A 26,626-nucleotide genomic window follows, 5' to 3' on the forward strand; every position below is an offset into this window, starting at 1 on the left:
ACAGTGGAGGCTAATATGGGAGCAGCTCCTAAAAACTCCGTCACCCAGAAATCATCATCGAAGCTAATAAAAGAGCCTGGAGCACCAGCACTGACCGCCAATCAGCGTCGTTTTCTCAGTGCAGCCATGACGACCAGCGTTGATGAGCCCAGCCTTTTAGCGGGCAACCCCGACAAATCAAAAGCATAAAAAAACCGCTCAATCGAGCGGTTTTTTTATGCCTGTAAAAGCCTTAACCAAACAACCAATACCCCAACGCCGTCAGCACCACCACCGCCAGCACCGGCCGCAGGATGCGATAAGCCTTCGGATGCTTGCGCTTCCACTGCTTGACCACGCCGCTGAAGCTGTCGCTGAAGCGCTTGCTCCAGGCATACGCCTGGTTGATCCCGCCAACGCGTTCATCATCCAGGTTCTGCGGCGCGGTAGCGCGGCCCAACTGGGCGCTGACCCAACGGTTGATGCGCGTCATCACGCGGCTGCTCAGCGGGCGTTCGATGTCGCAGAACAGGATCACCCGGGTGTGCTCGGTTTCGTTCTTCACCCAGTGCACGTAGGTCTCGTCGAACATCACGTCTTCACCGTCACGCCAGGCATACACCTGGCCGTCGACGAAGATGCGGCAGTCGTCGGAGTTGGGCGTGGACAGCCCCAGGTGGTAACGCAGGGAACCGGCAAACGGGTCACGGTGCGGGTTGAGGTGGCTACCACCGGGCAACAGGGCAAACATCGCTCCCTTGACGTTGGGAATGCTGCTGACCAGGGCCACGGTTTTCGGGCACAGCAATTCAGCCGACGGTAACGGTTTGTCGTACCACTTGAGGTAGAAACGCTTCCAGCCCTTCTTGAAGAACGAACCGAAACCGGCGTCGTTGTTCTTCTCGGCCGCGCGGATGTAGCCCTCGTCAAACAGGTGCATGGCCTCTTCGCGAATCACTTCCCAGTTGTCCTTGAGCACGTCCAGCTCCGGAAACTTGCTGCGGTCCAGGTACGGCTTGGACGGCACGGCGGAAAAGATGTACATCAAGGCGTTATACGGGGCGAACAGCGCCGAATGGTTGACGAACTGACGCAACATCGGCAAACGGGCCTTGCCACGCAAATGCACATACAGCGTGCTGCCGATGAACAGCAGCAACACCGACAGTTTGGCGGCCAAAGAAAAGGTCATGCAGCAACTCCTGGAAATAGGCGTCTGGCCATTAGCCTCCCGTTATGGGGAAACCAGACGTAGCAGCCGGCCATGATAAACACTCCGGGCCTCGGGAAAAACCCGCGCACTCCAACAATCAGCATCTAGCGGTGCGCGATAACGGGCCAATTATGCATAAGGGCCGCGCTATCGCGCTGATTTGAATCAAGCCTGGTTTTCCTGATCGGTAAACAAATCGGCGAACAACATGCTCGACAGGTAACGTTCACCGGAGTCCGGCAGCACCACCACGATGGTCTTGCCCTGCATTTCCGGCTTCTCTGCCAGGCGCACCGCCACGGCCATTGCCGCGCCGCAGGAGATACCGCACAAAATTCCCTCCTCCTGCATCAAGCGCAACGCCATGGCCTTGGACTCTTCGTCGCTGACCAGTTCGACCCGGTCGACCATCGAGAGGTCGAGGTTTTTCGGCACAAACCCGGCGCCAATGCCCTGGATCTTGTGGGGGCTGGGCTTGATCTCTTCACCGGCCAGCGCCTGGGTAATCACCGGCGAGCTGATCGGTTCCACCGCGACCGACAAGATCGGCTTGCCCTGGGTGTTTTTGATATAGCGCGACACACCAGTGATGGTGCCGCCAGTGCCCACGCCCGCCACCAGCACGTCTACCGCGCCGTCGGTGTCATTCCAGATTTCCGGACCGGTGGTTTTCTCGTGGATCGCGGGGTTGGCCGGGTTTTCGAACTGGGCCGGCATAAAGTACTTGGCCGGGTCGCTGGCGAGGATTTCGCCGGCTTTTTCGATCGCGCCCTTCATGCCCTTGGCCGGCTCGGTCAACACCAGTTCGGCGCCGAGGGCCTTGAGCACCTTGCGTCGCTCAATGCTCATGGAGGCGGGCATGGTCAGCAACAGCTTGTAGCCACGGGCGGCAGCCACAAACGCCAGGCCGATCCCGGTATTGCCGGAAGTCGGCTCGACAATGGTCATGCCCGGTTTGAGTTTGCCGCTGCCTTCGGCGTCCCAGATCATGTTTGCGCCAATCCGGCACTTCACCGAATACCCCGGGTTACGCCCTTCGATCTTGGCCAGGATAGTCACGCCACGCGGGGCGATGCGATTGATCTGAACCAGGGGCGTGTTACCGATGGAGTGCGCGTTGTCTGCAAAAATGCGGCTCATAACGGGTCCTTAAGGCAATTTCAGGAAGGTCCCAAGGGTATGCCTCGTGTTGCGAAGCGTCCAGTCAAGCGAACGTCCAGCGGCTGTAGGAGTCAATCGCCTACACGGATGGAGAAAATTCCTATGAAACGTCGCTACAGTTGGCCGCTCTGGACCCTTGTCGGGGTCGTGGTACTGCTGGTCGTCCTGGATATCGCCCTGCCCTATCTGGTGCGCAATTACCTGAATGACAAACTCGCCGACATGGGCGATTACCGCGGCCAGGTCACCGATGTCGACCTGGCGCTGTGGCGCGGCGCCTATCGAATCAACGGGTTGCAGATCGTCAAGGTCGACGGCAAGGTGCCGGTACCGTTCGTGAAGGCGCCGGTGATCGACCTGTCGGTGAGTTGGCATTCGCTGTGGTACGACCATGCAGTGGTGGCGGAGGCACAGTTCATCAAGCCGGAGCTGAACTTCGTCGACGGCGGCACCAACAAGCAGGCATCCCAGACAGGTCAAGGCACCGACTGGCGGGCCCAACTGAGCAAGCTGTTGCCGATCACCCTGAACGAGGTGCGCATCGACGACGGGAAAATCGCCTTCCACAACTTCAGCTCGAAACCACCGGTCAATATGTACGCGACCCAGGTCAACGCCAGCTTCTACAACCTGACCAATGTGGTGGACGTCAAAGGCCAGCGCGACGCGCGCTTCGACGGCAAGGCGCTGTTTTTGGGCCAGGCGCCGCTGGAAGCCACCGCCACGTTCGACCCCTTGAGCAATTTCGAAAACTTCGAATTCCGTTTCCGGGCCCGGGATATCGAACTCAAGCGCATGAATGACTTCGCCTCGGCCTACGGCAAGTTCGATTTCAGTGCCGGCAACGGCGACCTGGTGGTGGAAGCCCAGGCTGAAAAAGGCCAATTGACCGGCTACATCAAGCCCTTGCTGCGGGATGTCGAGGTGTTCAACTGGCAGCAGGATGTCGAGAACAAGGACAAGGGCATCTTCCGTTCGATCTGGGAGGCGGTGGTCGGCGTCAGCGAAACGGTGCTGAAGAACCAGCGTAAAAACCAGTTCGCCACCCGCGTGGAGCTGAGTGGCAACGTTCACCAGCAAGATATCAGCGCGTTCCAGGCATTTTTGCAGATTTTGCGCAATGGTTTCGTCCAGGCCTTCAACGCCCGCTACGAACAGCCCAAGCCCAGCGCAGACTGAAACATTGGCCCCTGTAGGAGCGAGCTTGCTCGCGAAAAGCCCCAATGCGCCGCGTTTATTCAGAATGCACGCGTCATCGTTGACGTTTTTCGCGAGCAAGCTCGCTCCTACAATTCAGAGACTGAATAGCCCGTCTGCGTTCACAGTCGCCGGGGCTGCGCGGTATAGTCGGGGCAAGCTGATTACTCGCCCGCTTCGGTCTCGGACCGTTCGGCGTCACGTTCGAGGATTGATAGATGAAGTTCGAAGGCACCCAGGCCTACGTTGCCACCGATGACCTGAAACTGGCCGTCAACGCCGCCATCACGCTGGAGCGGCCACTGCTGGTCAAGGGCGAACCGGGCACCGGCAAGACCATGCTCGCCGAGCAACTGGCCGAGTCCTTTGGCGCCAGGCTGATCACCTGGCACATCAAGTCCACCACCAAGGCCCATCAGGGCCTGTACGAGTACGACGCGGTCAGCCGCCTGCGGGACTCGCAGCTGGGCGTGGACAAGGTCCACGACGTGCGCAACTACCTGAAAAAGGGCAAACTCTGGGAAGCCTTTGAGTCCGAGGAGCGGGTCATCCTGCTGATCGATGAAATCGACAAGGCCGACATCGAATTCCCCAACGACCTGCTGCAAGAACTCGACAAGATGGAGTTCTACGTCTACGAAATCGACGAGACCATCAAGGCCAAGAAGCGCCCGATCATCATCATTACGTCCAACAATGAGAAGGAGCTGCCGGACGCATTCCTGCGCCGCTGCTTCTTCCACTACATCGCCTTTCCGGACCGCACCACCCTGCAAAAGATCGTCGACGTGCACTACCCGGACATCAAGAAAGACCTGGTCAGCGAAGCCCTCGATGTGTTCTTCGACGTGCGCAAAGTCCCGGGCCTGAAGAAAAAACCGTCCACCTCCGAACTGGTCGACTGGCTCAAGCTGCTGATGGCCGACAACATCGGCGAAGCCGTACTGCGCGAGCGCGACCCTACCAAAGCCATCCCGCCCCTGGCCGGTGCCCTGGTGAAGAACGAGCAAGACGTGCAGTTGCTGGAGCGCCTGGCGTTCATGAGCCGTCGCGGTAACCGATAAGGGCGATTGCCATGCTGCTCAACCTGTTCAATGAAATGCGTGCAGCCAAGGTGCCGGTGTCGGTGCGTGAGCTGCTGGACCTGATCAACGCGCTGAAACAGCGGGTGACCTTCGCCGACATGGACGAGTTTTACTACTTGGCCCGGGCGATCCTGGTGAAGGACGAACGGCATTTCGACAAGTTCGACCGGGCCTTCGGCGCCTACTTCAACGGCCTGGAAAAACTCGACGATCACCTGCAGGCACTGATCCCCGAAGACTGGCTGCGCAAGGAATTCGAACGCTCGCTGACCGACGAAGAGCGCGCGCAGATCCAGTCCCTCGGCGGCCTCGACAAGCTCATCGAAGAATTCAAGAAACGCCTCGAAGAACAAAAGGAACGCCACGCCGGCGGTAATAAATGGATCGGCACTGGCGGTACCAGCCCGTTCGGCTCCGGCGGTTTCAACCCCGAAGGCATTCGCGTGGGTGATGCCGGCAAGCGCCAGGGCAAGGCGGTCAAGGTCTGGGACCAGCGCGAGTACAAGAACCTCGATGACTCGGTGGAACTGGGCACCCGCAACATCAAGATCGCCCTGCGCCGCCTGCGCAAGTTCGCGCGTCAGGGGGCGGCGGAAGAGCTGGACATCGACGGCACCATCGACCATACGGCGCGGGATGCCGGGTTGCTGAATATCCAGATGCGCCCGGAGCGGCGTAACACCATCAAGCTGCTGTTGCTGTTCGACATCGGCGGCTCGATGGATGCCCATGTGAAGACCTGCGAAGAGCTGTTCTCAGCGTGCAAGACCGAGTTCAAGCACTTGGAGTATTTCTACTTCCACAACTTCATTTATGAATCGGTGTGGAAGAACAACATGCGCCGGGGTTCGGAACGCACCTCGACCCAGGATTTGCTGCACAAGTACGGCGCCGACTACAAAGTGATCTTTATCGGTGATGCGGCCATGGCGCCGTATGAAATCACCCAGGCCGGCGGCAGCGTCGAGCATTGGAATGAAGAGCCAGGCTATGTGTGGATGCAGCGGTTCATGGAGAAGTACAAAAAGCTGATCTGGATTAATCCGTATCCGAAAGATACTTGGGGCTATACAGCGTCCACCGGGATTGTTCGGGACTTGATCGAGGACCAGATGTTTCCGTTGACGTTGCGTGGGCTTGAGGAAGGGATGCGCTTTTTGTCGAAGTAACCCGTTTCCCAGGCAACCACGAACAAATGTGGGAGCGGGCTTGCTCGCGAAAGCGCGGTGTCAGTCACCGGATATATTGGCTGATACACCGCCTTCACGAGCAAGCCCGCTCCCACACTTTGTCCTGCGGTGGCCTTTAGTTTCTGGCGAAGCGGCGTAAATACTCCACCTGCTGCCGATGCGCCGTCTCCTGCACCACCGGCGCCAACCTCACTTTCTCCCCCGGCAAACACTGGGCCAGCCGTGCCAGCGCCAATGGCGTCAACGCCCCCAGTCGCGGATAACCGCCAATGGTCTGCCGGTCATTGAGCAACACGATCGGCTGCCCATCCGGTGGCACCTGGATCGCGCCCAGCGGGATGCCTTCCGAAATCAGCGACGGCCCCTGATATTCCAGCGGCGTACCCAACAAGCGCATGCCCATGCGGTCGGCGCGGCTGTCGAGGGTCCATTCGCTGTTGAACACATCAAACAGACTCTGCCCGCCGAACTGGCCGATCTGCGCCCCGAGGATGACCTCCAGTGGCGCCTTCGAATCCAGTTTCGGCAATTGCCCGGCGGACAACTCCCGCATCGCGCCGCCCACACCTGAGTACGCCAGTTGCCCGCCCTCCGCCAGCGCGCGGCCAAAGCCATCCAGCCCACCCAGTTCTTCACGCGCCACCGTGGCGCAACTGCCCAGAACCTGCGGCGCATCAAACCCGCCCGGCGCGGCCAGGTAAGCCCGCGCGCCGCTGAACGGCTGGGTAAAACGCAATCGCTGGCCTTTTTGCAGAATAAAGGTGCGCCCCGGGCTGATCGCTCTTTCATCGACATAAGCGCCCAAATCCGCCCCGGCCAATGCCAGCAGACAGTAATCCTCGGCCTGCACGGTGAAACCACCCAAAGTGATTTCCACCACAGGCGCATCCAGAGAGTTGCCCAGCATCCAATTGGCCCACGACATCGACACCCAATCCAGTGCGCCGCCCTGGGTCACACCCAAATGCCTCACACCAAAACGTCCGGCGTCCTGCAACAGGCACAGCGGGGTGCTGGCCTCGATCAACAAGCGGCTCATGCCTGGGCCTCCAACGGTGTGTCATCGCCACCCAGGTTGATGAATTCGCTATGGCTGACCGCTTCGTAACGCACGGTGTCCCCCGGCTGCATCAGGCTGTAGCCCTCGCGCTCTCGATCAAACAGCTTGGCCGGTGTGCGGCCGATCAGGTTCCAGCCGCCCGGCGATACCACCGGATAGGCCGCCGTTTGCCGCTCGGCGATCCCCACGCTGCCCGCCGCCACCCGCTTGCGCGGCGTATTGAGCCGAGGTGCTGCGAGCAGTTCGTCCACCAGGCCCATAAAGGCAAACCCCGGGGCAAAGCCCAAGGCGAAGACCTGGTACTCGTGCTGGCTGTGGCGGCGGATCACCTCCTCCACCGCCAGCCCACTGCGCTGGGCGAGTAACGGCAGCTCGGGGCCGACACTCAAGTCATACCAGACCGGCAACACATGGCATTGCCCGCTCCCCTTGGGCTCTGGTTGCAGTGCTTTAAGCGCCTGATCGATCAGCTCCCGCGCCTGGGCCGGGCTCAGCGCCATCAGGTCGTAATGCACCATCAGGGTCGTGTAGGACGGCACCAGGTCCACCAGCGCCGCGCCAAAACCTTCCCGCAAACGGCGGGTGGCGGCGAGCATCCAGGGCATGTTGTCTTCGGCGATCACATCAAACAGGCGCACCATCAGGCTGTCGATGGCTACGACTTCAATCCGTGGTTTCATGCTGGGGTCAACGCCTCGCGGATGCGCTGCACGGCGGCCACCGAGCTGGCGTTATCGCCGTGTACACACAAGGTATTGGCCTGCAGGTGCAACGGGCTGCCGTCGCTGGCGACCAGGTGCTCACCGCGAGCAATGATCAAGGCTTGCTGGATGATCTTTTCCGGATCGTGATGCACCGCCCCCGGCAACTGGCGGGAGACCAGATGCCCGGCACTGTCATAGGCACGGTCGGCGAAGGCTTCGAACCACAGGGTCACGCCATATTCGTCACCCAGGGCCTGGGCGGCGCTGTTGTCGCGGGTGGCCATCAGCATCAAGGGCAGGCTGGCGTCGTAGGCCGCCACGGCCTGGATCACCGCGCGCAATTGCGCCGGCTTGGCCATCATGTCGTTGTACATCGCACCATGGGGTTTGACGTAGCTGACCCGCCCACCCTGAGCCCGGCAAATGCCGTCGAGGGCGCCAATCTGATAATGCAACAGGTCCTGGATTTCCTGTGGGGTGTAGGCCATGGAACGGCGGCCGAAACCCACCAGGTCCTGGTACGCCGGGTGCGCACCCACCTGCACGCCATGCTCGAAGGCCAGGCTGACGGTCTTGCGCATGATGCTCGGGTCGCCCGCATGAAAACCGCAGGCAACGTTGGCGCAGTCAATGAACGGCATGACCTCGGCGTCCAGACCCAAGGTCCAGTTGCCAAAGCTTTCGCCGATGTCGCAGTTCAATAGCAGGCGGCTCACGGTAGGGCTCCTGTAGGCTTTATTTTTTTGTAGTGTGGGATCTTTTACCAAGATCTCGCAACGATGTTGTCCCGAGCCCCAACGACGCTTATCGTGAGACAGCTCGATTTTTGGCGGTTGCGGCACGCTGCGTCCAACTAATAAAAAACAATCCATGCATAAGAAAAGTTGATCCCATGAATTTGAAGTTCCTCGAAACCTTCGTCTGGGTGGCCAAGCTCAAGAGCTTTCGCCTCACGGCAGAGAAGCTGTTCACTACCCAGGCCTCGATCTCCAGCCGCATCGCCGTGTTGGAAAGCGAATTGGGGGTGAAGCTGTTCCTGCGCGATTCCCGAGGTGTGAGCCTGACGCCGGAAGGCTTGAAGGTGCTCGATTATGCCGAGCAGATGATGGCGACCATGCAAGGGCTCAAGCAGTCCCTGGAAACCACCAGCAGCAAGGTCGGGCGCATCCGCATCGGGGTGATGGACACGGTGATCCACACCTGGCTGAGCGCGCTGGTGGCAGAACTGACGGACAACTTTCCGCGGGTAGAAATCGAGTTGGTCGCCGATACCGCGCTGAACCTCTGCGATCAGTTGCAAAAAGGCTTTCTCGACCTGATCCTGCAAACCGACCTGCTGCGCCAGGAAACCTTGCGCAGCCTGGAACTGGCCAGCCACCCAATGGGCTGGATCGTCGCCAGCCACTCGATCTACAACCGTGACTACGCGTCCCTCGCCGAACTGGCCCAGGAGCGCATCATCACCTACTCGAAAAACTCCTGTCCGCACCAGGATGTGCTCAGCCTGATGCAGGCTAACGGCGTATCCGCCCCACGGATGAACTGTGTGAACTCGGTATCAGCGATCACCCGCCTGCTGCGGGACGGGTTCGGGATTGGTGCGTTCCCGCCCGTATTGGTCAGCGAAGAGCTGGCACGAGGAGAATTGACCATGCTACCCATGGAACAACGACCGCCGAACCTGCAAGTGGTGGTGTCGTGGCGAGTGGGCGTGGAATTGGTGGAGGAGATTGTGGCGCTGTGCCAGAGCGTGGTGGGGCGGTATGCGCAGAAGGTCGGCGAGGGTTTGATGGTGCTGAGCAAACCCATGCCACTGAAGGAACCGATTTAAAACTGTGGGAGCGGGCTTGCTCGCGAATGCGGTGTACCAGCCAACCTATATGTCACTGACGCACCGCATTCGCGAGCAAGCCCGCTCCCACAATTTGACCGCGTCAGCCTTTAAAGCCCCTTGAGGTCCCGCTCTTCAATCGGCCGGCTCTGGCGTAGGCGCTTGCCGCCCAACACCACCCAGTCGATCAGGCGGAACAGGCATTCCAGGCCAAACGACAACAGCATCGCGCCGCCCAGGCCCCAGCCCATGGCTTCCGGGGTCAGCAACAGCATGTAGCTGTAGCCGTTCCAGGTTTCCTGGCGAATCGCCGGGTCGGCGGCCACGGCCACTTGCAGCGCGCGGATGTACCACGGGCCCTGCATCGCCTGGAACTGTTTATCCAGCGCCACCTGGCGGTCGAGCAACGTGCCCAGGCTGTTGGCATCGCTGCGAAAAACCGGGTCGTCACTGGCACGGTAGTGGGCCACCAGCGCCTGCAAGTCACCGTTGAAGAACTGCTGCGCCGTGGCATCAAAGCCACGCAGGCCGGTCTGGGCCTCGATCAGGTGGGCTTCGACGCGCTTGGCGTAGTCACTGATAAACCCCGGTACCTGCACACCGACCAACAGACCCACGGCAAACAACACCAGTCGCAAATAGCTGAGCAACATATTCGACGTCCTTATTCCGTTTTGCCTTGGCTGACACATTCGCCGCGTCGCCACAGGCTCCACTGGCCCGGTTCGTAGCGGGTCCAGGTCTCGTTTTCGGTCAGGGGTTCGGTGGCAATCACCGTCACCACATCATTAGGCGTGGTTTCGGCCTGAAAATCGACGATCACGTCGACATCTTTCAACCGCGCGGGGCCAAACGGCGCACGCCGGGTGATCTGTGCCAGTTTGGTCGAGCAATAGCAGAACAGCCAGTCACCGTCGCTGAGCAGGCAATTGAACACGCCCTTGCTGCGGTATTCGCTGCAGGCGGCGATCAGGTCCGGCAGCACCTGTTCGATGTCCACCGGCTCCGGAAACGCTTCGCGGACACGGTTGAGCAAATCGCAGAACGCCGCTTCGCTGTCGGTATCGCCCACCGGGCGGTAGAACGTGGCGCGGGGGTTGAAGTCCGCCAGTTGGCCGTTATGCGCGAAGCACCAGTTGCGGCCCCACAGTTCACGCACGAACGGGTGGGTATTGGACAGGCACACCTTGCCGACATTGGCCTGGCGGATATGGCCAATCACCACTTCACTCTTGATGGGATAACGCTGCACCAGCAGCGCGACTTCCGATTCGCTGCTGGCCGCCGGGTCCTGGAACAACCGCAGGCCGCGGCCTTCGTAGAAGGCGATGCCCCAACCGTCGCGGTGGGGGCCGGTGCGTCCGCCGCGCTGCATCAGCCCGGTAAAGCTGAAGACGATATCGGTCGGTACGTTGGCACTCATGCCCAATAATTCACACATGCCAGGCTTCTCGATACAGGGCGTACAACGTTAAAGGCGCGGTTCGACCCGCATACCGCTGACAGGGGCCGGGCGACCGTATCGCTCATCGGCGAAGGGTTCGTCGTCATCCGGCTCGGCGGCAGCGGCTGCCGCAGCGGCGGCCTTCTGCTCCCGGCGGGCCCTGGAGGCACGCTCGATGGGCCAGCGGATCAGCACAAACACCAGGTACACGCCAAACGCGATCATGGAGTACATGAACAAATCGGAAATCGCCCGCCAGGCGTTGTTGCCGACCTTGAGCACCAGGTCCAGGGCGGTGATGGCCACGGCCGGGGCGAACTGGGTCTTCACCGGGTCGACAATGGTCGGGCTGAACAGCAGCACCGCCATCAGCAACCGCAGCGGCTCGCGCAGCCAGCGCCACATCCAGCGGGTCATGGCAAACCACACCAGCAGGCAACCCAGGGCTGCGAAGGCGTAGAGGCCCCAAGCGATCAGATAGTCGTTCTCGGTCATGGTGTCCATGGCAAGGTAGGCAAACAGGCGGCTATGATAACGGCTTTTCAGTGCCGAGGCTGCAATGCCGTCGGCCAACCGCCAGACAGAGAGTGATCCATGCCCCCATCGACCCACATCACTGCCGCCCCGATCGCCCGCAAGGCCCCAGGCACCGACCCGTACGCCTGGCTGCAAGCGCGTGACAGCGCCGAGGTGCTCGATTACCTCAAGGCGGAAAATGCCTGGCAAGACGCTCAACTGTCCGACCAACAGGCGCTGCGCGAGACCCTGTTCGAAGAGATCAAGGGCCGCATCCTCGAAACCGACCTGTCCCTGCCCTCGCCTTGGGGCCCGTACCTGTATTACACCCGCACCACCGCCGGCGACGAGTACGCCCGCCACTACCGCTGCCCGCGCCCGGCGGATGACAGCCAACAGGTCGACGAAAGCGCGGAAGAGCTGCTGCTGGACCCGAACGTGCTGGCCAATGGCGGCTTTTTCTCCCTCGGCGCCTTCAGCATCAGCCCGGACCACCAGCGCCTGGCCTACAGCCTGGACACCAACGGCGAAGAGATTTACACCCTCTACGTGAAGGAATTGGCCACCGGCAAGGTCAGCGAACTGGAGTTCGAAGATTGCGACGGCAGCATGACCTGGGCCAATGACAGCCTGACCCTGTTCTTCACTGAACTGGACGACACCCACCGCCCGCACAAGCTGTATCGCTATCGCCTGGACGGCACCGCCGCCGAAGAAGTGTTCCACGAGCCCGACGGCCGTTTCTTCCTGCACTGCTACCGCTCAAGTTCCGAGCGCCAGTTGCTGCTGGCCCTGGGCAGCAAGACCACCAGCGAAATCTGGGCCCTGGACGCCGAGCAGCCGCAGCAGGCGTTTACCTGCCTGGCACCACGGGTCGAAGGCCATGAATATGACGTCGACCACGGCAAGCTGGACGACCAGTGGACCTGGTTTATCCGCAGCAACCGCGACGGCATCAACTTCGCCCTGTTCCAGGCCGCCGACACCGGCAGCGTGCCGACCCAGGACGACTGGCAGAACCTGATCCCCCACGACGACGCCGTGATGCTGGATGGCGTGAGCCTCAACGCCCGGGCCATGACCCTGAGTTTGCGGATCGGTGGTTTGCCGATCATCGAAGTGCGCCCACAAGGCCAGGCCGCTTATCGGGTGGAATTACCGGATGCGGCCTACAGCCTCTATGTGCAAAACAGTCTGGAATTTGTCAGCGACAAGATCCGCCTGCGTTATGAAGCCTTGAACCGCCCGGCCCAGGTCCGTCAGCTGGAACTGGCCAGCGGCGCACAACAAGTGCTCAAGGAAACCCCGGTGCTGGGGGTGTTCAACGCCGACGACTACGTCAGCCAACGATTGTGGGCGACGTCGGCCGATGGCATTCAGGTGCCGATTAGCCTTGTAGTCCGACGCGACCAGTTGGGTAAGCCAACGCCGCTCTACCTGTACGGCTATGGTGCCTATGGCCAGAGCCTCGACCCGTGGTTCTCCCACGCCCGCCTGAGCCTGCTGGACCGTGGCGTGGCCTTCGCCATTGCCCATGTGCGCGGCGGCGGCGAACTGGGCGAAGCCTGGTACCGCGCCGGCAAGCAGGAGCACAAGCAAAACACCTTCAGCGACTTTATCGCCTGCGCCGAACACCTGATCGCCCAGGGCCTGACTACCTCCAAGCAACTGGCCATCAGCGGCGGGAGCGCCGGCGGCCTGTTGATTGGCGCGGTGCTCAATCAACGCCCGGAGCTGTTCCAGGCGGCGATTGCCGAAGTGCCGTTCGTCGACGTGCTCAACACCATGCTCGACCCTGAATTGCCGCTGACCATCACCGAGTACGACGAATGGGGTAACCCTGAAGAGCCCGAGGTGTATGAGCGGATCAAGGCCTACGCGCCGTACGAAAACGTCAGCGCCCAGGCTTACCCTGCGACGCTGGTGATCGCCGGCTACAACGACAGCCGCGTGCAATATTGGGAAGCGGCCAAGTGGGTGGCCAAGCTGCGCGATACCAAGACCGACGATAACCTGCTGCTGCTCAAGACCGAACTGGGCGCAGGCCATGGCGGCATGAGTGGGCGTTACCAGGGATTACGTGACGTAGCACTCGAATATGCATTTGTTTTCAAGGCGCTGGGGCTGATTTAAGGAACTCCGCCTGGCGGACGGGTCTGAACACCTGACCGCCGGGCGCGCGCCCTGCACGATTTATGGACGAAGACTGTAAGCCTCATGCCAGAACCGACCTTACTCAATAACGAAATCCGCGACATGCTGATGGATTGCGGCCTGTTCGACCCGTTGCTGCCGGAAGACTTCCACGTAGCGGCGGGCTATTTCAATATCAGCACCATCGCCCGCGATGAAGTGATATTCCTCGAGGGCGACGCCGGTACCTTCATGTGCATCATCCACTCAGGCCAGGTGGCGGTGCAGAAGACCAACCATGAAGGTCAGCGGCTGACCATCGCCACCTTGCGCAGTGGACGGGCCTTCGGCGAGATGGCCGTGCTGGATGGCGAGCGCCGGTCCGCCAGCTGTGTGGCAGCCAGCGATTGCGTGCTGTTGAACCTGGGCAAGGATTCCCTGGAAAAAATGCTCAACGATGCACCGAAAATCGCGGCCAAGATCATTCGTGCGATTGCTATCGCCCTGTCCAGGCGCCTGCGCATGGCGGACGGGCAATTGCTGTCCCAGCAGTTTTAACCGCCTGGGGTCTTGGGCTTGATGTCGCTCTGCTGCAAGCCCGGGATTGTCTGGTCCTTCGGCGGCGTGGGCAGCACGATAGGCGCCAACAACGGTTCACCACCGCCGGCCGCCTTTGGCGTCGCCGGTGGCGTGACTTGCGGGTACGGTGTGGGCGTTGCAGTACCCGGCGAACCCGCCGTGGGCGCGGGGGTAATCGGTACGGTTTGCGACTCCTGAGCCTGGGCCACACCGCCAAGGGCGAGCGCGCTCCACACAATGACCGTTAGAATGCTGCACTTCATCGATGGCTCCATGGCCTGACCGTAAAGTCGTAAGGCTACTCCCAACCGCGCAAGAATGCCCTTCCCAATGAGATTTCCATGAAACGTTTTGTTCTGCTGGACACCACTCCAATCCCCGACAACGGCGGTGCCTTGTGCCTGTTCGAATACGGTGAGGATTTTGTCATCAAGATTCAGGGCGGTGACGGTGGCCAGTTGATGAACACGCGTATGCACGGTTCCGAGGATGCGCTGGCGGAGATTCCGTGCCGTAAAGTCGCCGGTCGGCCCGGCTCCAGGGTGTTGATTGGCGGCCTGGGCATGGGCTTTACCCTGGCTGCGGCGCTCAAGCACCTGGGTAAAACCGCCGAAGTGGTGGTCGCCGAACTGGTGCCCGGCGTAGTGGAATGGAATCGCGGGCCGCTGGGGGAAAAGTCCGGCCGCCCGCTGCTGGACCCGCGCACCGTGATCCGCCTGGAAGACGTGGCCAAGGTGCTGCAGGCCGAGCCCCAGGGCTTTGATGCGATCATGCTGGACGTCGACAACGGCCCCGAAGGCCTGACGCAAAAAGCCAACAGTTGGCTGTATTCCGCCGGCGGCCTCAGCGCCTGCGCCAAGGCCCTGCGGCCCAAGGGCGTGCTGGCCGTGTGGTCGGCCAGCGCCGACAAACAGTTCAGCGACAAACTGCGCAAGGCCGGCTTCAAGGCCGAGGAAGTGCAGGTGTTTGCCCATGGCAACAAGGGCACGCGGCATACCATCTGGATTGCTGAAAAGCTCAAGGGCTAAGCATTAACTGCGTGGGTTGCCGTCAGATCGACCGGCGCAGTCGATTCAAATGCCTCAAGCCTTCCAGCACCAACACCACCACCGCCAGCCAGATCGGCAGGTAGGTCATCCACTGGCCCGGCTTGAGGGCGTCTCCCAGCATCAGCGACACGGCCACCAGCAGCACCGGCTCCGCGTAACTGAGCAAACCGAACAGGCTGAACGGCAACAGCCGGCTGGCCATGATGTAGGAATAACCCGCCGCTGCGCTGACCAACCCCATCAGTGGCACCAGCCAATAGAGCGCCGGGCGCTGCGCCAGGGTCTCGCCGATGGGTTCACCACCCACGACGAACCACAGTGCGACCGGGATCATCAGCATCATATCCAGCCACAGCCCGCCCAGGTTGTCGGTCCCGCAGCGCCGACGCAGCACGAAATACATTGGATAACCCACGCACACCACCAGCGTGGTCCAGGAGAACCCGCCCGTGCGGTACAACTCATTGGCCACGCCCACCGCCGCCAGCGCTGCGGCAATCTTTTGCAGATGTGAAAGGCGTTCGCCGTAAACGATGCGGCCAGTGATGACCATGGTCAGCGGTAACAGGAAATAGCCCAGCGACACATCCAGGCCGTGGCCGTTGAGGGGCGCCCACATGAATATCCACAACTGCACCCCCACCAGCGCACTGGTGACCACGACACAGGGCAGTAGGGCGGGTTTCTCCCGCAGCCGTTTATAGATCAGCGGCACCCACTTCCAGTCCCCGGAGAGGACCAGCAGCAGCGTCATGAAGGGCAACGAAATGAGCATTCGCCAGCCAAATATCTGCTGACCATTCAAGGGCTCAAGAAGGGAGGTAAAGAAATACAGCACGCCAAACAGGAAGGAAGCGGAAACCGCCAGAACAACGCCTTTAGACACAACAGCCTCTACAAAAAATTGCATGTTTTAAATTGAAGCCGGTCGTTATATTCACGCAGTGCGAATAGGAGCGAGATGAACATCAGAACTTATTAACAGACACCACAAATTTATAACTCACGAAGACATAAGCCCTAAGTTATAAACTTACAAGAACAGGTTAATTCGTCGGTTTTTTTATTATTTTCAAGACGATCATCAGACTCTTCAACCAACCCGGTTTCGGTCATTGGAAGCAGCACGCTCTGGACGAGCGACTCTGATTTGAAACGCCACAACGTCAGCCACAGGGGTTGAAATCGTGAAGGGAAATCCCGATTTACGGGAAACTAACAGTTGCCAGGAAAGACCTGAGCCATTGAACACCTGACAGTGGGCCAGGAGACGCCACACTAAAGAAGCTGACAAAGTTAGTCCACTACTTTCTTGCCCGCTCTAACTATTTTTAGATTTCATCTAATTAACTGTATTTATATCGATATCAGGTCGACCATTACTGTATATTTAGCCGCTATACGCTTTGCAGAAGCGACACAAGGCCGCCCCCGCCAGCCGCCAACTATTTGCTTCTACTGTCGATAACGTAGGGCACTTTCTTTTCGAAGGTACTCTTCAGTTCTTTGCGATTCAGCGTGGTGAAACCGCCGAGTTGCCGAGCGTTGAAGCCGCTGTCTCCCACTGGCGCATCCGGCGCCAGGCTGACCATGCGCTGGGCGACCGCTTCGATCGCATCCTGATAGCCGCCCTGCTTGTTCAGGTTGAAGGCGCGCAGGTCAATCAGCGGCCGCAGCCAGTTGCCCCAATAAAACTCTAGAAATTCTGGCACGACCGCGCCCGAATTCGGTTTGCCATAGGACGCCTTGCGGGCGAAGTACACCAGGCTGCGGAAGGAATCGTCACTCAGGTTCTTGAAGCCCAAGTGCGCGGGAAGTTGCGCAGGCGTTATGGCTTGGCCGTTGCGGTCCTTGAGCCAGACCTTGTGGCCTTGTTCCATACGTTTCCAGAAGGTGGCCATGTCCGGGCTATTGCTGAAATCGTCCGTCACCCTTACCCACATCTTCAACTGCGGCCCGGCGCCCGGCTGTTCCCACAAAGTGCTGAAACTGTGGTGACCGTCAGTCAGGTACAACTGGCCTGCAGGACCGACCGCCACGGTTTTCATGTCCGCCGGATGAGCGCCCACCGGCTCCTTGCAGGTGAAGCTGTCGGGATTCTGCAGGTTCGCATCCTTGGGAACCTTTTTGGTGCCGCCCTGGCCATTGGTTTCGCAATATTCGTCGAACACCAACTTGGGTGATTCGGCAAACGCCCCCAGTTTGTAATGGATCTGATCAAAGCCGATGACCGCCTGGGTCGGATGAAGTTGTTCCAGTGCCACCTCAATCACCTGGCCCGGCTTGGGCGTGGAGAACGCCTGGGCTTGAAAGGTGCTCGCGCACAACAGCAAGGCTAATAACAAACGCATGAATTTCAATCCTTAATCAATGGAGGCAATCCTTCAAAACACGTACTGCACGCGCAAGGCCATGGCATCACCGTCCTGATCGCCGACGGCGTTCCCGAAGCCGTCGGACGAAGCCTTGACGTAGTTGGCCGAGATTCTCACTGCGTCGTTGGCGTACCAGTTCACACCTAAGGTGTGCACCTTGGCGGCGTTATCCAACAAATCGTGTTCCCGGACATTGAGGTGGTCATAACGATAGAAGACTTCCCAGGCACCGAGGTGTTTATCCTGCGCTTTGATCCGGTCGAATTTACCACCGTCGAGCTTATAGCCCCTCGCCTCGCCGGTCAGGGTATACGCCAACTGGCCGTAGTAGCCGGTGGCATCACGGTCATGGTTGCTGACGCCAGACTTGGCTACCAACTGTCGCCGCAGATACTCGCCTTGCAGGGAAAATGGTCCGGCGGCGTAGGCAAATTCCAAGCTGGCGGCCGAATCGCCGTCAAAGGCACCCAGGGTCTTGGGTGCCAGTTCCGGACGGTTGCCGTTGTGTGTGGTCTGCGACACGCCCCGAACACCCAGGCGGGTGCGAATTCTTCCGTCGAAACTCTCGGCGTCGCTGTAGGCGTAGCTCAGCCCGAAGTGCAGGACATGCCCCGGCCGCGCCAGAGGCGCAAACACCAAGCGCAGGTTGTAGTTATTGGCGCCCTTGCCATCGGCGTCTTTGTTAGAAGACGGGCGCAGGACACTCGCCGAGCCGTAGAACATTCCCGTCACCCCCGACACCTGTGCCCCCGAGCCTTCGTCGCGGTCACTGACCCAAGGCGCAAGGTCGTTGAGCACACTGCGCTCGATCGCGGTGGTCCACTTGGAACTGGTAGCGCCCTCAAGGCTGAAGTCCGGGTCGAAACGGCCGACCTTGAACCTCACCGGATCCAGCCCCAGATAGCGGATGGTGGCCTCCTTGATCGGCGTATCTGTACTACTCAACTCCAGGGCAAAATTGTAGCCCCAGACGCCATAGGCCTTGCCGGACATTTCCAGGCGACTGCGGCGAAAATAGGCAGCGTCGGCGCGGCTACCGTTTTCGGTGTATAGCCCGTCGAAGGTATCGAAGTCCGCCTGCAAGCGGCCGCCAATCTGGAAAGTGAACTGATCATCCGTGGTTGCCACCTCAAGGCCGCCCTTGGTCTTGATGACAAGATCGGCGCCGTCTGTAGTGACGGTCCCGGCGAGCACCTGGACGGCACCAAGCAGCGCAGTGGCGCCCAGCGTGAGACGTGCGGAAAATATCGACATTTCAACCTCCCCTTGGTCAGGCTCCGACTGCATGGTCGGACCCGTTAGTTGTGAGGGGCGGCAGCTTGGCGACGAACAATTTCAGGGAAGTTGCAACCCTACGCACATTTAATGACAGGGCAGTCGACGTTGATTTGGCCGCGTGTTTTCGGGACCGGCTCAAACATTCAATTACAAATAATCAGGTCCTACAGCCGGTCCTACAACCGAAAAAGCCAAGGGCTAATTACCGCGCAAGCAGCTAGAATCAACGCTATCCGTGATCCACTAAAAGACAGGAGCCATGATGAGCTCGACCAACCCGCCCTCCCACACCGCCAAGCTGGACCGCATCCTCGCCGATGCCCAGCGTGACCGGGAAATGGGCTACCGCGACAAAGCCCTGAAGATGTACCCCCACGTGTGCGGCCGCTGCGCCCGCGAATTCGCCGGCAAGCGCCTGAGCGAACTGACCGTGCACCACCGCAACCACAACCATGACGACAACCCCCAGGACGGCTCCAACTGGGAGTTGCTTTGCCTGTATTGCCACGACAACGAACACTCGCGTTATACCGACCAGCAGTATTTCGGCGAAGGCTCCACCAGCAGCCCGACGATTGCCAAGGCGACCCACAACCCGTTTGCGGCGCTGGCCGGGCTGATGAAGAAAGACGACTGAGTATCTTCGCTGAATGTGAAGGACCCATCGCGGGCAAGCCCGGCTCCCACAGGGGAATGCATTCCAAATGTGGGAGCCGGGCTTGCCCGCGATAGCGATCGCCCAAGCAATACATTAGCCCGAGGCCGTATAATCGCGGCTTTTCTCGAAGGCACCCTTTCCCGTGGGCAATAAACGCTACAGTTGCATCGGTCTGTACAACCCCAAATCCCCCGAAAACGTCGGTTCGGTGATGCGCGCCGCCGGCTGCTACGGCGTGGCCTCGGTGTTCTACACCGGCAAGCGCTATGAGCGGGCTCGGGACTTTATTACCGACACCAAGAAGGTCCACCACGACATTCCGCTGATCGGTATCGACGACCTGAAAAAGATCCTGCCCCTGGGCTGCATCCCCGTCGCCGTCGAGCTGGTGGAAGGCGCACGCCCTCTCCCCGAGTACACCCACCCGGACCGCGCGCTGTATATCTTCGGGCCGGAAGACGGCTCCCTGGATAAAGAGATTCGCGACTGGTGTGAAGACGTGATCTACATCCCGACCACCGGCTGCATGAACCTCGCCGCCACCGTCAACGTGGTGCTCTACGACCGCTTGGCCAAGGGCAACAACACCCGTTCGGGTCCCAAGTACTGATTTTTTGGGAACGTCCGAGGCCTGTGTGCAGTCAGTTGCATATCAATAAGCCCTTGTTGGAGACAGATCATGAGCGACAGCAAAACCCTGCGACCCGTTATCCGGTCCACGCCGTTCGAGAGCCAGCCCACGCAAAACGTCCAGGGCTGGGAACGCATCGGCTCCCTGGCTGGCGGTGTAGTGATGATGGGCAAAGGCCTGCGCCGTGGCGGCTTTTTCGGTTTGATCCAAGTAGCGATTGGCGGCGTGGCGCTGGCGCGCGGGATCAGCGGGCACAGCTCGGCGAAAGAGTTGCTGGAGCGCAGCCGCCAGGAGATGAACACCGTGCGGACCAAGATCGAACGCGCCGGTGAGGAATTGAAAAACCTCAAGACCAAGGCAGAAGTGGCGGCCGAAAAAGCGACCAAAACCACGGGTTAACCTCGATCAAATGTGGGAGCGGGCTTGCCCGCTCCCACATTGGTTTCAGTGCAGCAGCTTGGTGTCCAGCACTACCGAAGATTCGCCAATAATGCTCTCCCCCAACTGCACAAACTCCTTTGTGCTGATGCTGTTCAAGCGCATCAGCGCCTGAGTCAGATCATCCAGCGAGCGCTTGTTGTGGGTTTTCACACGAATCTCGCGGTCCAGCTCCTGCAACAGCACCACCGCCCGTGACACCGTCGCGCCGTTGGCGTGCTCGACCCGCAGGGTGGTCACATCCTTGCCTTCCTTGGCCAGCCGGGCCTGTATCGCGGCGTAACGATCGTCACTGATGCCGCCAGCACGGCGCATCAGTTCAATGGCGTAATACTGCGCCAAACCCTCGCTAATCCAATCGCTGCCTTGATGGTCGTTGAAGCGACCGATGGCCTGCACCACTTCGCGGATCAACGGGCTGCTGCCGTTTTCACTGACCAGCGGTGTACGGCTGCTGAGGTAGATCGAGTCCCGCGCCGAGTAAGCACCGCGCCGCATTGGGTCACCGGCGCCTACTACCAGCAGTTTTGCCGGGTGCCGCGGGAACGCCGCTTGTACTTGGGGCCAGACAAACGTCAGCAAGGTCAGCACATCCATGCGGTGCATACCCTGGCCTTTAGGTGAAGCCACGGTGATCTCGGTTTCCCCCAGGCGCATCCGGCGGCTGCCCAGGTTGCCGGCGAGCATCCAGCCGGTAGGCCGGTCAAACAGGCGGGAAACGTTATCGATGCGAAATTTATTCTTGCCGATACGCGGCCAGGACGTCTCGACGCTTTTCCAGCCGGCGGGCAGTTCAAACACCAGGCGCGACACCAGCTCAATGCCGTCCTGTTGATCCAGGCGTGCGGCGGGCACCAGGTCTTCGCCGCGAAACAGCGCCCAGCTCGGGCTCATGCGTGCTTCGTAAACGCCTTTCTTGCGCGCGTGGGTCAGGCGTACACGGTAGGTCAGGCTGGCCTTGTCGGCGCCGGGTTGCCACAGGCCACGGCTGTCACCCGGCGTATTGCCGGGCAACACCTGCCATTGACCATCGGCCTTGAAGTCGCTGTAGTCGCCGTCGCGACCCAGGTCGAAGTTGAGGCTGCGCACCGCCGAGCCCTGGGACAGGCTCAAGCGCACCTCTGCCTGATCACTTTGGGGCAGCAGCTTGACGTGATAGTCCAGGTCGACTTTCTTCGCAGCCCACGCCGACGTACTCAATGCGAGCAACAGCAGGCTTGCCGCCAGCTTGGCTCCAACCGTCATACACACTCCTTCTCAGCCCGCACGGAAAATCAGGTAATCCTCCCAGTCATCCTCGGGCACGCTGCCTTCGCTGAGCATGCGCCCGGACTGGGATATGCGTTGCTGGTGCACGACGTCGCGATCACCGCAAACCAAGTGGTGCCAAAGCGGCAGCTCCTTGCGCTCGCTGACCAGCCGGTAACCACAGGTAGGCGGCAGCCATTTGAACTGGTCGGCCTGGCCCGGGGTGAGCTGGATGCAATCGGGCACCGAGTCCCGGCGGTTGGGGTAATCGGTGCACTGGCAGGTTTTCAGGTCCAGGAGTTTGCAGGCGATGCGCGTGTAATAGACGCTGTTGTCGTCTTCATCCTCGAGCTTTTGCAGACAGCACAGGCCGCAGCCGTCGCACAACGACTCCCACTCATCCTGGTCGAGTTGTTCGAGGGTTTTGCGGATCCAGAAAGGTTCGACTTTAGCGGCCATGGCTCTACATCAGTATCGGTATGTTAAAAGGCCGCCAGTCTAGTGCCCATGGGCCCCGGGGCCAAGCGCTTACGACTGCCGGTAGAACAAGACTTGTCAGCCACCCGGCGGCGAAGTAGTTTTGAACCCCGGTTTTTCATCAGGATCAGCCCAATGAGCAGCAACCCACGCGTCGCCGACTACCCGATCCACCCACAATTTACCGACCGCTGGTCACCGCGCGCCTTTACCGGCGAGAGCATCCCGGTGGACACCCTGCTGAGCTTCTTCGAAGCCGCGCGCTGGTCGCCATCGGCTTACAACTCGCAGCCGTGGCGCTTTCTCTACGCGCGCCGCGACACGCCGAACTGGGAACGTTTCCTGGGCCTGCTGAACGAATTCAACCGTGGCTGGGCGCAGCATGCCTCGGCACTGGTAATCGTAGCGTCGAAAACCGACTTCCTGGTACCGGGCGCCACCGAAGAAACCCCGGCCCTGTGGCACACCTTTGATACCGGTTCGGCCTGGGGCCACCTGGCGCTGCAAGCGAGCCTCAGCGGCTGGCACACCCACGGCATGGCCGGTTTCGACCAAGAGCTGACCCGCAAGGAACTGAAGATACCAGAAGGTTACGCCCTGCACGCGGCCGTGGCGATTGGCAAACTGGGTGACAAATCAACCCTGGCCGAGTACCTGCAAGCCCGGGAAACCCCGAGCCCGCGCAAGCCATTGAGTGAGCTGGTGTCGGAAGGCGATTTCAATCACAACGATTGAATACGACCTGAAAATGGGTTGAGGCTTTAAAAAACCCTGCTGTTATAAACAGCGGGGTTGGTTAACCCAAGTGTAATTTCGACGTCAAGACGGCTTTACGATCAGCGTTTCATAGGCTTTACGCAGTTCTTCTTTACTGCGCTTATACATATTAAAGAGTATTGCCCCAAGGTCCTCACGCTCCAGTGCATTCAAATCCACTGGATAAATTTTATTATCCTTTGCGGAGTACATAAAATTCTTCAGTTGCAGGTCATTATGATAAATATTTTTTTGTTCCATTTCCCGGAATACATCATCAAGTAACGAACTAGCCTCTGGCGGCAAACTTCCCTTGGAAAATTTGCTCAGATCAGCCCCGTCTATTTTCCCCATCTTTAAATAGCGGCGACCATTTTCATACATTGTTGCTGCGAATCCCTCACCATAATAGTTATTCAAGCATAGGGTTTCGTTATCGGCGTAGCCGGCGGGAGGTGTCAAGGATGAAGGACCATAGTCTTTATAGACGCTTTTCCCATCGAGACTTTCGTAGATTACTCCCTCCCCGCCTCCGCCAATCCTGGGCCCCAGATCTGATGCGACCGTAGGCCCGTTTCCGCCACGGGCGCCCAGGCGCTGCCATTGGTCCCCCTGAAGGTGCTGCACCAACACCGGCGTTTGCCGGTTATTGTGATAAATCTGCGCCTGCACGGCACCGTCGGCGGTGCGAGTCACTTGCCGTACTTCGTACACCGCAGTGTTGCCGGCGGTATCGGTATGGCGGATATGGGACAGGTGACCCTCCGGCGCCACATAGATGCCCTGACTGTTGCGCGCAAGCCCGGCAATTTTCGATTCAGGGACCTTGTAGTCGCCAAACAACCGATTGTTCAGTGCGCTGCCGGGGTCGATGGGTGTCGTGATAATCGCTCCATCCATCGCACTGGTTTTCGGGATGAACCCTTCAAGAGGGCTGCCGTATGCCCGCATCCTGTCCACGTCAAACGCATACCATCGACCGCTGTGGAGTACGGCGCCTCCATCAACGTTCTGGCCCGCAACCTTGAAGGTACCCGTGGCCGCTGCGTCATAGTGTTTGCTGGCCGCTTTCAACAGCTCATAGCTACCGCTTGCGCCCTTGAGCTTATTGACCGCCTCTGCGCCGGTTGAGCGTACAAAGCTGGCACCCTTGCCCAGCAGCCGAGCACCGCCCGCGACCAGATCGCCCACGCCATCCAACGGGTTTAGCGCTTGAACAGCAGCCACACCGATCACCTTTGCCACCTGCAAGGCTTTGGCGGCGGTGCTGGCAACCTTGGCGCCGACCTTCGTAACCTTTGCTGCCACACCTGCGCCGGCCGTGACAAAACCGAAGACATCCAGCGCCAGGTCACTTGCACCCTCCACAGGGTTACCCTTGGAAAAGTTGACAATGGCTGACCTGAGGGGAATCAGGTCCAGGAAGAAGTTGGTGACGTTCCACTCGGTTGCCATTTGTTTATCGAACGCCGTGACGCCCTTGGCGTAGGTCTTTACCTCATCGCTGTCGAGGTCAAGATGCTCAACAAACGCGTCGGCGATGCTCTGGGTTCGCACGCTGGAAAAGCTTGCGGGAGGCGTTGATGAGTGGTCTTGAGTTTTTTGGCTGAGGGCAGCATCGCTCACAGCCTTGGGCGTAAAGCGTTCGGTCTTGAACACCTTGTTGGCTTCCCGCGCCCTTTGTCTGGTTAATTCCGTGAGTGGCACCGCCTTGATTGCACCTGCCTTCAAGTCAATTTCATAAACGGTATCGTCATCCTTTCTGGAGGCCTTGACCCACAGCTTGCTCTCCGTGCCCTGTAGTTTTTTAGAGGTGAAGTCGAGGCCCAGTTCGTAAGTATTTTTCTGAAAAAACTCGAGTTTTCCGAACTCCAGCTTTTCTCGGTCCGCCAGTGGCAGTGTTGCCACAAGGTGCTTGATGGTCGTGCCAACGCCTTGCTTGCGCGAGGTGATCGCTTGTTCGAATTGTCCGTTGAAAATTTCATTCACGCCGAAATCAAGGCTCTTGCCTCTGATCGCCGCAACGACGCGCGGGTCTTTACTCTCCCATTTGTAATGGCCAAGCCCGCTCATGGCGATATCCAGCAACGAAAAATGCCCTGCAGGCGCGCGGTTCGGATCATAAAGCGGCTGGACTGAAGATTGTTTCGAGTCGACGACCTTCAGCAGTTTTTCTTCAAAGGGAACGCCCTCTCCAAACCGCTCCTTCAGGTGAGCCAAGGCAATGTCTCTACGGCTCGGAATAGCGGTTTCCAGTAAACCGGTAGCCGCAAGCGTCGACTTCAGTTGAGCGTTGAACGCGGTCCTTACGGTGTCGATCTCGGCGGCGCTGTAATGGTCACTTTGCTGCTCAGTGACAATCCCGTTGACCACGCCCCAGTCCACCAGGGCCGCTTTCTGCGCGTGTTCAGTGGCGGCCCGATTCGTCACCATCGCGTTTTCAGCGCTGGACATGACCTGGGCAAAGGTCATGTGCGCCACCTTTCCGGGGAACTGCGCTTCTATGGCCGCCGCCGCGACAGTGAGGCTTACCCAGGCCGGGCTGCCGTACGTCACACGGTCGGGAATGTCCTTGATCAAAAACTCGGGGGCCTTTCTTGCCAGTAACAGATAGGCACCGGCCTTGGCCATCTCGGGACTGGTCTTGTGATTTTCGTGCAGGTAAGTGCTCAGGCGCTCGAGCACTGCCGAAGCCGGCCTGCCCCAGTGCGCTTGTTGGGCGAGGTCGAAACCCGCCACACGGTTGCGGTGCGGCGCGGTAATGGACTCGGGATCCAGCAGCAGGTGGATTGCGCTCAGTGCGTATTCGTTCACGCTGGCATGGGTGGCGACGCCCCCGAGCTGGTCCTGGATGGCTTGCCCCAATGCCTGCCCCCGGGTGGAGCTGACGAGGGTTTCGAGGGCCTTGGCAGGATCAGTCAATGCCTCGCCAGACAAAGGCTGGTTCGCGTTCAGATATTCCAGCACACCCACGCTTGCGCCGATATGCGGTGCATTGGGGTTCTGGCTGCCATGGTCGGTCGCCGCCGCCAGCACCCTGCGCAGCTGACCGGCGCTCATGGGAACAGGCCAGGACAACCCGCCGCCAAAATTGCCGAGCGGATGCTCCAACGCCCTGTCGCTCACCGCGTGGGCATGGCCGGTCAGTTGAAAATGATTGGTGGGCAACCCCAAGCCGATACTTCTGAGAAAGGTCTCTAGCGTCGCGGCTTTATTCGCCTGAGCCGGGAAAGACGAGTCGGCGCGTATCTGCATCGGTGTCGTTTGCAACGCAGCCAGCACCGCCTGGGGCCTGGCATTCACGCCCAGGCGGGTGGCGACTTCGCTGAGTTTTTGCCCAAGGGTATGCAAATTCTCGCGGTCGCCCAACGCAGCCTGAAGACCCGGTTGTCGAGGGTTTTGAGCACTGATTTGCGTGTTGGGATCGGTAGCAATGATCGGAGTCGACGAGCTCGCCGCCGGATCAATCGAAGGAGGGTAAATGACCGAAGTTACCCGTGCAGACAGGCGTACAGTGCCAGCATTCAACATGAGAACGTACCATTATAAAAAGGGTACGAGCCTCACATACGACCGGCAAAGCGGACATCTGATTAGTGTTTGCAGAAATTTGTAAGCGCCCGG

The 26,626-nt window shown here is 59.7% G+C and carries 27 protein-coding genes; 12 read left to right on the top strand and 15 right to left on the bottom strand.

Annotation, left to right across the window (positions count from 1 at the left end):
- Positions 1–15 precede the first annotated feature (15 nt).
- Entirely contained in the window at positions 16–189 is a 174-nt protein-coding gene (locus AU074_RS34045; RefSeq protein WP_159442631.1) for a hypothetical protein, read from the top strand.
- 43 nt (positions 190–232) lie between these two features.
- Here the strand turns inward: AU074_RS34045 and AU074_RS11290 are convergent, their stop codons facing one another.
- Both AU074_RS11290 and cysK read right to left on the bottom strand, forming a co-directional pair.
- The gene (locus tag AU074_RS11290) at positions 233–1,171 is read right to left on the bottom strand and encodes an aspartyl/asparaginyl beta-hydroxylase domain-containing protein (RefSeq protein WP_076014799.1); all 939 of its coding nucleotides are present in this window, start codon (positions 1,169–1,171) and stop codon (positions 233–235) included.
- Positions 1,172–1,357: 186 nt separating this feature from the next.
- A complete protein-coding gene (gene cysK / locus AU074_RS11295) occupies positions 1,358–2,332 on the bottom strand; it encodes a cysteine synthase A (RefSeq protein WP_063032516.1) in 975 nt (324 codons plus the stop codon).
- A 123-nt stretch (positions 2,333–2,455) separates the two neighbouring features.
- On the opposite strand from cysK, the gene AU074_RS11300 reads away from it, so the two are divergent.
- The 3 genes from AU074_RS11300 (at position 2,456) to AU074_RS11310 (ending at position 5,804) form a co-directional block, all read left to right on the top strand.
- Positions 2,456–3,532 carry a DUF748 domain-containing protein gene (locus AU074_RS11300; protein ID WP_076014800.1) on the top strand — a complete coding sequence of 359 codons (1,077 nt, stop codon included), beginning with the start codon at positions 2,456–2,458 and terminating at the stop codon, positions 3,530–3,532.
- A gap of 236 nt (positions 3,533–3,768) precedes the next feature.
- Positions 3,769–4,614, top strand: coding sequence for a MoxR family ATPase (locus AU074_RS11305; protein ID WP_003189627.1), 846 nt, complete (start codon positions 3,769–3,771; stop codon positions 4,612–4,614).
- 11 nt (positions 4,615–4,625) lie between these two features.
- Positions 4,626–5,804 (top strand): VWA domain-containing protein, encoded by a 1,179-nt coding sequence (locus AU074_RS11310; RefSeq protein WP_003210689.1) that lies wholly within the window; start codon positions 4,626–4,628, stop codon positions 5,802–5,804.
- Positions 5,805–5,940: 136 nt separating this feature from the next.
- Here AU074_RS11310 and AU074_RS11315 read toward each other — a convergent pair whose 3' ends face one another.
- From AU074_RS11315 to AU074_RS11325, 3 genes are read right to left on the bottom strand one after another with little or no spacing between them, the layout of a single operon-like run.
- The gene (locus AU074_RS11315; RefSeq protein ID WP_076014801.1) at positions 5,941–6,864 is read right to left on the bottom strand and encodes a biotin-dependent carboxyltransferase family protein; all 924 of its coding nucleotides are present in this window, start codon (positions 6,862–6,864) and stop codon (positions 5,941–5,943) included.
- On the bottom strand, positions 6,861–7,565 hold the full coding sequence (locus AU074_RS11320) for an allophanate hydrolase subunit 1 (RefSeq protein WP_076014802.1): 705 nt from the start codon (positions 7,563–7,565) through the stop codon (positions 6,861–6,863). The genes AU074_RS11315 and AU074_RS11320 overlap by 4 nt, the downstream gene beginning before the upstream one ends.
- Positions 7,562–8,305 carry a 5-oxoprolinase subunit PxpA gene (locus tag AU074_RS11325; protein ID WP_076014803.1) on the bottom strand — a complete coding sequence of 248 codons (744 nt, stop codon included), beginning with the start codon at positions 8,303–8,305 and terminating at the stop codon, positions 7,562–7,564. Before AU074_RS11325 ends, AU074_RS11320 begins: the two co-directional genes overlap by 4 nt.
- Before the next feature lie 176 nt (positions 8,306–8,481).
- On the opposite strand from AU074_RS11325, the gene AU074_RS11330 reads away from it, so the two are divergent.
- Positions 8,482–9,420: a LysR family transcriptional regulator gene (locus tag AU074_RS11330; RefSeq protein WP_076014804.1), complete on the top strand. Its 939-nt coding sequence runs from the start codon at positions 8,482–8,484 to the stop codon at positions 9,418–9,420.
- A 110-nt stretch (positions 9,421–9,530) separates the two neighbouring features.
- On the opposite strand, the gene AU074_RS11335 is transcribed toward AU074_RS11330, so the two are convergent.
- From AU074_RS11335 to AU074_RS11345, 3 genes are read right to left on the bottom strand one after another with little or no spacing between them, the layout of a single operon-like run.
- Positions 9,531–10,073, bottom strand: a complete 543-nt coding sequence (locus AU074_RS11335) for a DUF2937 family protein (RefSeq protein WP_017479178.1) — start codon at positions 10,071–10,073, stop codon at positions 9,531–9,533.
- 11 nt (positions 10,074–10,084) lie between these two features.
- Positions 10,085–10,861 carry a class II glutamine amidotransferase gene (locus AU074_RS11340; protein ID WP_003210683.1) on the bottom strand — a complete coding sequence of 259 codons (777 nt, stop codon included), beginning with the start codon at positions 10,859–10,861 and terminating at the stop codon, positions 10,085–10,087.
- Between the two features lie 30 nt (positions 10,862–10,891).
- On the bottom strand, positions 10,892–11,437 hold the full coding sequence (locus AU074_RS11345; protein ID WP_076014805.1) for an MFS transporter: 546 nt from the start codon (positions 11,435–11,437) through the stop codon (positions 10,892–10,894).
- A 21-nt stretch (positions 11,438–11,458) separates the two neighbouring features.
- Here AU074_RS11345 and AU074_RS11350 point away from each other — a divergent pair, with 21 nt between their 5' ends.
- Complete coding sequence (locus AU074_RS11350) at positions 11,459–13,513, top strand: S9 family peptidase (RefSeq protein WP_076014806.1); 2,055 nt, start codon at positions 11,459–11,461, stop codon at positions 13,511–13,513.
- 84 nt (positions 13,514–13,597) lie between these two features.
- Positions 13,598–14,071: a cyclic nucleotide-binding domain-containing protein gene (locus tag AU074_RS11355; RefSeq protein WP_076014807.1), complete on the top strand. Its 474-nt coding sequence runs from the start codon at positions 13,598–13,600 to the stop codon at positions 14,069–14,071.
- Here AU074_RS11355 and AU074_RS11360 read toward each other — a convergent pair.
- Positions 14,068–14,355, bottom strand: a complete 288-nt coding sequence (locus AU074_RS11360; protein WP_076014808.1) for a hypothetical protein — start codon at positions 14,353–14,355, stop codon at positions 14,068–14,070. The two genes, AU074_RS11355 and AU074_RS11360, sit on opposite strands and share 4 nt — an antisense overlap.
- Positions 14,356–14,433: 78 nt before the next feature.
- Here AU074_RS11360 and AU074_RS11365 point away from each other — a divergent pair, with 78 nt between their 5' ends.
- The gene (locus AU074_RS11365; protein WP_003210678.1) at positions 14,434–15,120 is read left to right on the top strand and encodes a spermidine synthase; all 687 of its coding nucleotides are present in this window, start codon (positions 14,434–14,436) and stop codon (positions 15,118–15,120) included.
- Positions 15,121–15,142: 22 nt separating this feature from the next.
- Here the strand turns inward: AU074_RS11365 and rarD are convergent, their stop codons facing one another.
- The 3 genes from rarD to AU074_RS11380 all read right to left on the bottom strand — a co-directional run bounded on the left by rarD (position 15,143) and on the right by AU074_RS11380 (position 18,770).
- On the bottom strand, positions 15,143–16,027 hold the full coding sequence (gene rarD / locus AU074_RS11370) for an EamA family transporter RarD (protein WP_076014825.1): 885 nt from the start codon (positions 16,025–16,027) through the stop codon (positions 15,143–15,145).
- Positions 16,028–16,586: 559 nt separating this feature from the next.
- On the bottom strand, positions 16,587–17,492 hold the full coding sequence (locus AU074_RS11375; protein ID WP_076014809.1) for a ParB/Srx family N-terminal domain-containing protein: 906 nt from the start codon (positions 17,490–17,492) through the stop codon (positions 16,587–16,589).
- Between the two features lie 33 nt (positions 17,493–17,525).
- Positions 17,526–18,770 carry an OprO/OprP family phosphate-selective porin gene (locus AU074_RS11380; RefSeq protein WP_076014810.1) on the bottom strand — a complete coding sequence of 415 codons (1,245 nt, stop codon included), beginning with the start codon at positions 18,768–18,770 and terminating at the stop codon, positions 17,526–17,528.
- Between the two features lie 286 nt (positions 18,771–19,056).
- Here AU074_RS11380 and AU074_RS11385 point away from each other — a divergent pair, with 286 nt between their 5' ends.
- The 3 genes from AU074_RS11385 (at position 19,057) to AU074_RS11395 (ending at position 20,482) form a co-directional block, all read left to right on the top strand.
- The gene (locus AU074_RS11385; RefSeq protein WP_003210675.1) at positions 19,057–19,431 is read left to right on the top strand and encodes a YajD family HNH nuclease; all 375 of its coding nucleotides are present in this window, start codon (positions 19,057–19,059) and stop codon (positions 19,429–19,431) included.
- Positions 19,432–19,594: 163 nt separating this feature from the next.
- Positions 19,595–20,062 (top strand): RNA methyltransferase, encoded by a 468-nt coding sequence (locus AU074_RS11390; RefSeq protein WP_003210674.1) that lies wholly within the window; start codon positions 19,595–19,597, stop codon positions 20,060–20,062.
- A gap of 69 nt (positions 20,063–20,131) precedes the next feature.
- A complete protein-coding gene (locus AU074_RS11395; protein ID WP_076014811.1) occupies positions 20,132–20,482 on the top strand; it encodes a DUF2892 domain-containing protein in 351 nt (116 codons plus the stop codon).
- A gap of 45 nt (positions 20,483–20,527) precedes the next feature.
- Here the strand turns inward: AU074_RS11395 and AU074_RS11400 are convergent, their stop codons facing one another.
- Both AU074_RS11400 and AU074_RS11405 read right to left on the bottom strand, forming a co-directional pair.
- Positions 20,528–21,766, bottom strand: coding sequence for a hypothetical protein (locus tag AU074_RS11400; RefSeq protein ID WP_076014812.1), 1,239 nt, complete (start codon positions 21,764–21,766; stop codon positions 20,528–20,530).
- 12 nt (positions 21,767–21,778) lie between these two features.
- Positions 21,779–22,228: a YcgN family cysteine cluster protein gene (locus tag AU074_RS11405; RefSeq protein ID WP_076014813.1), complete on the bottom strand. Its 450-nt coding sequence runs from the start codon at positions 22,226–22,228 to the stop codon at positions 21,779–21,781.
- A 153-nt stretch (positions 22,229–22,381) separates the two neighbouring features.
- Between AU074_RS11405 and AU074_RS11410 the strand changes: the two genes are divergently transcribed.
- Positions 22,382–22,981, top strand: coding sequence for a nitroreductase family protein (locus AU074_RS11410; RefSeq protein ID WP_076014814.1), 600 nt, complete (start codon positions 22,382–22,384; stop codon positions 22,979–22,981).
- A gap of 84 nt (positions 22,982–23,065) precedes the next feature.
- On the opposite strand, the gene AU074_RS11415 is transcribed toward AU074_RS11410, so the two are convergent.
- Entirely contained in the window at positions 23,066–26,533 is a 3,468-nt protein-coding gene (locus AU074_RS11415) for a hypothetical protein (protein WP_076014815.1), read from the bottom strand.
- Between the last annotated feature and the right edge of the window lie 93 nt (positions 26,534–26,626).

Origin of the sequence: Pseudomonas sp. ATCC PTA-122608 (genome assembly GCF_001952855.1) — a bacterium.
GTDB lineage: Bacteria > Pseudomonadota > Gammaproteobacteria > Pseudomonadales > Pseudomonadaceae > Aquipseudomonas.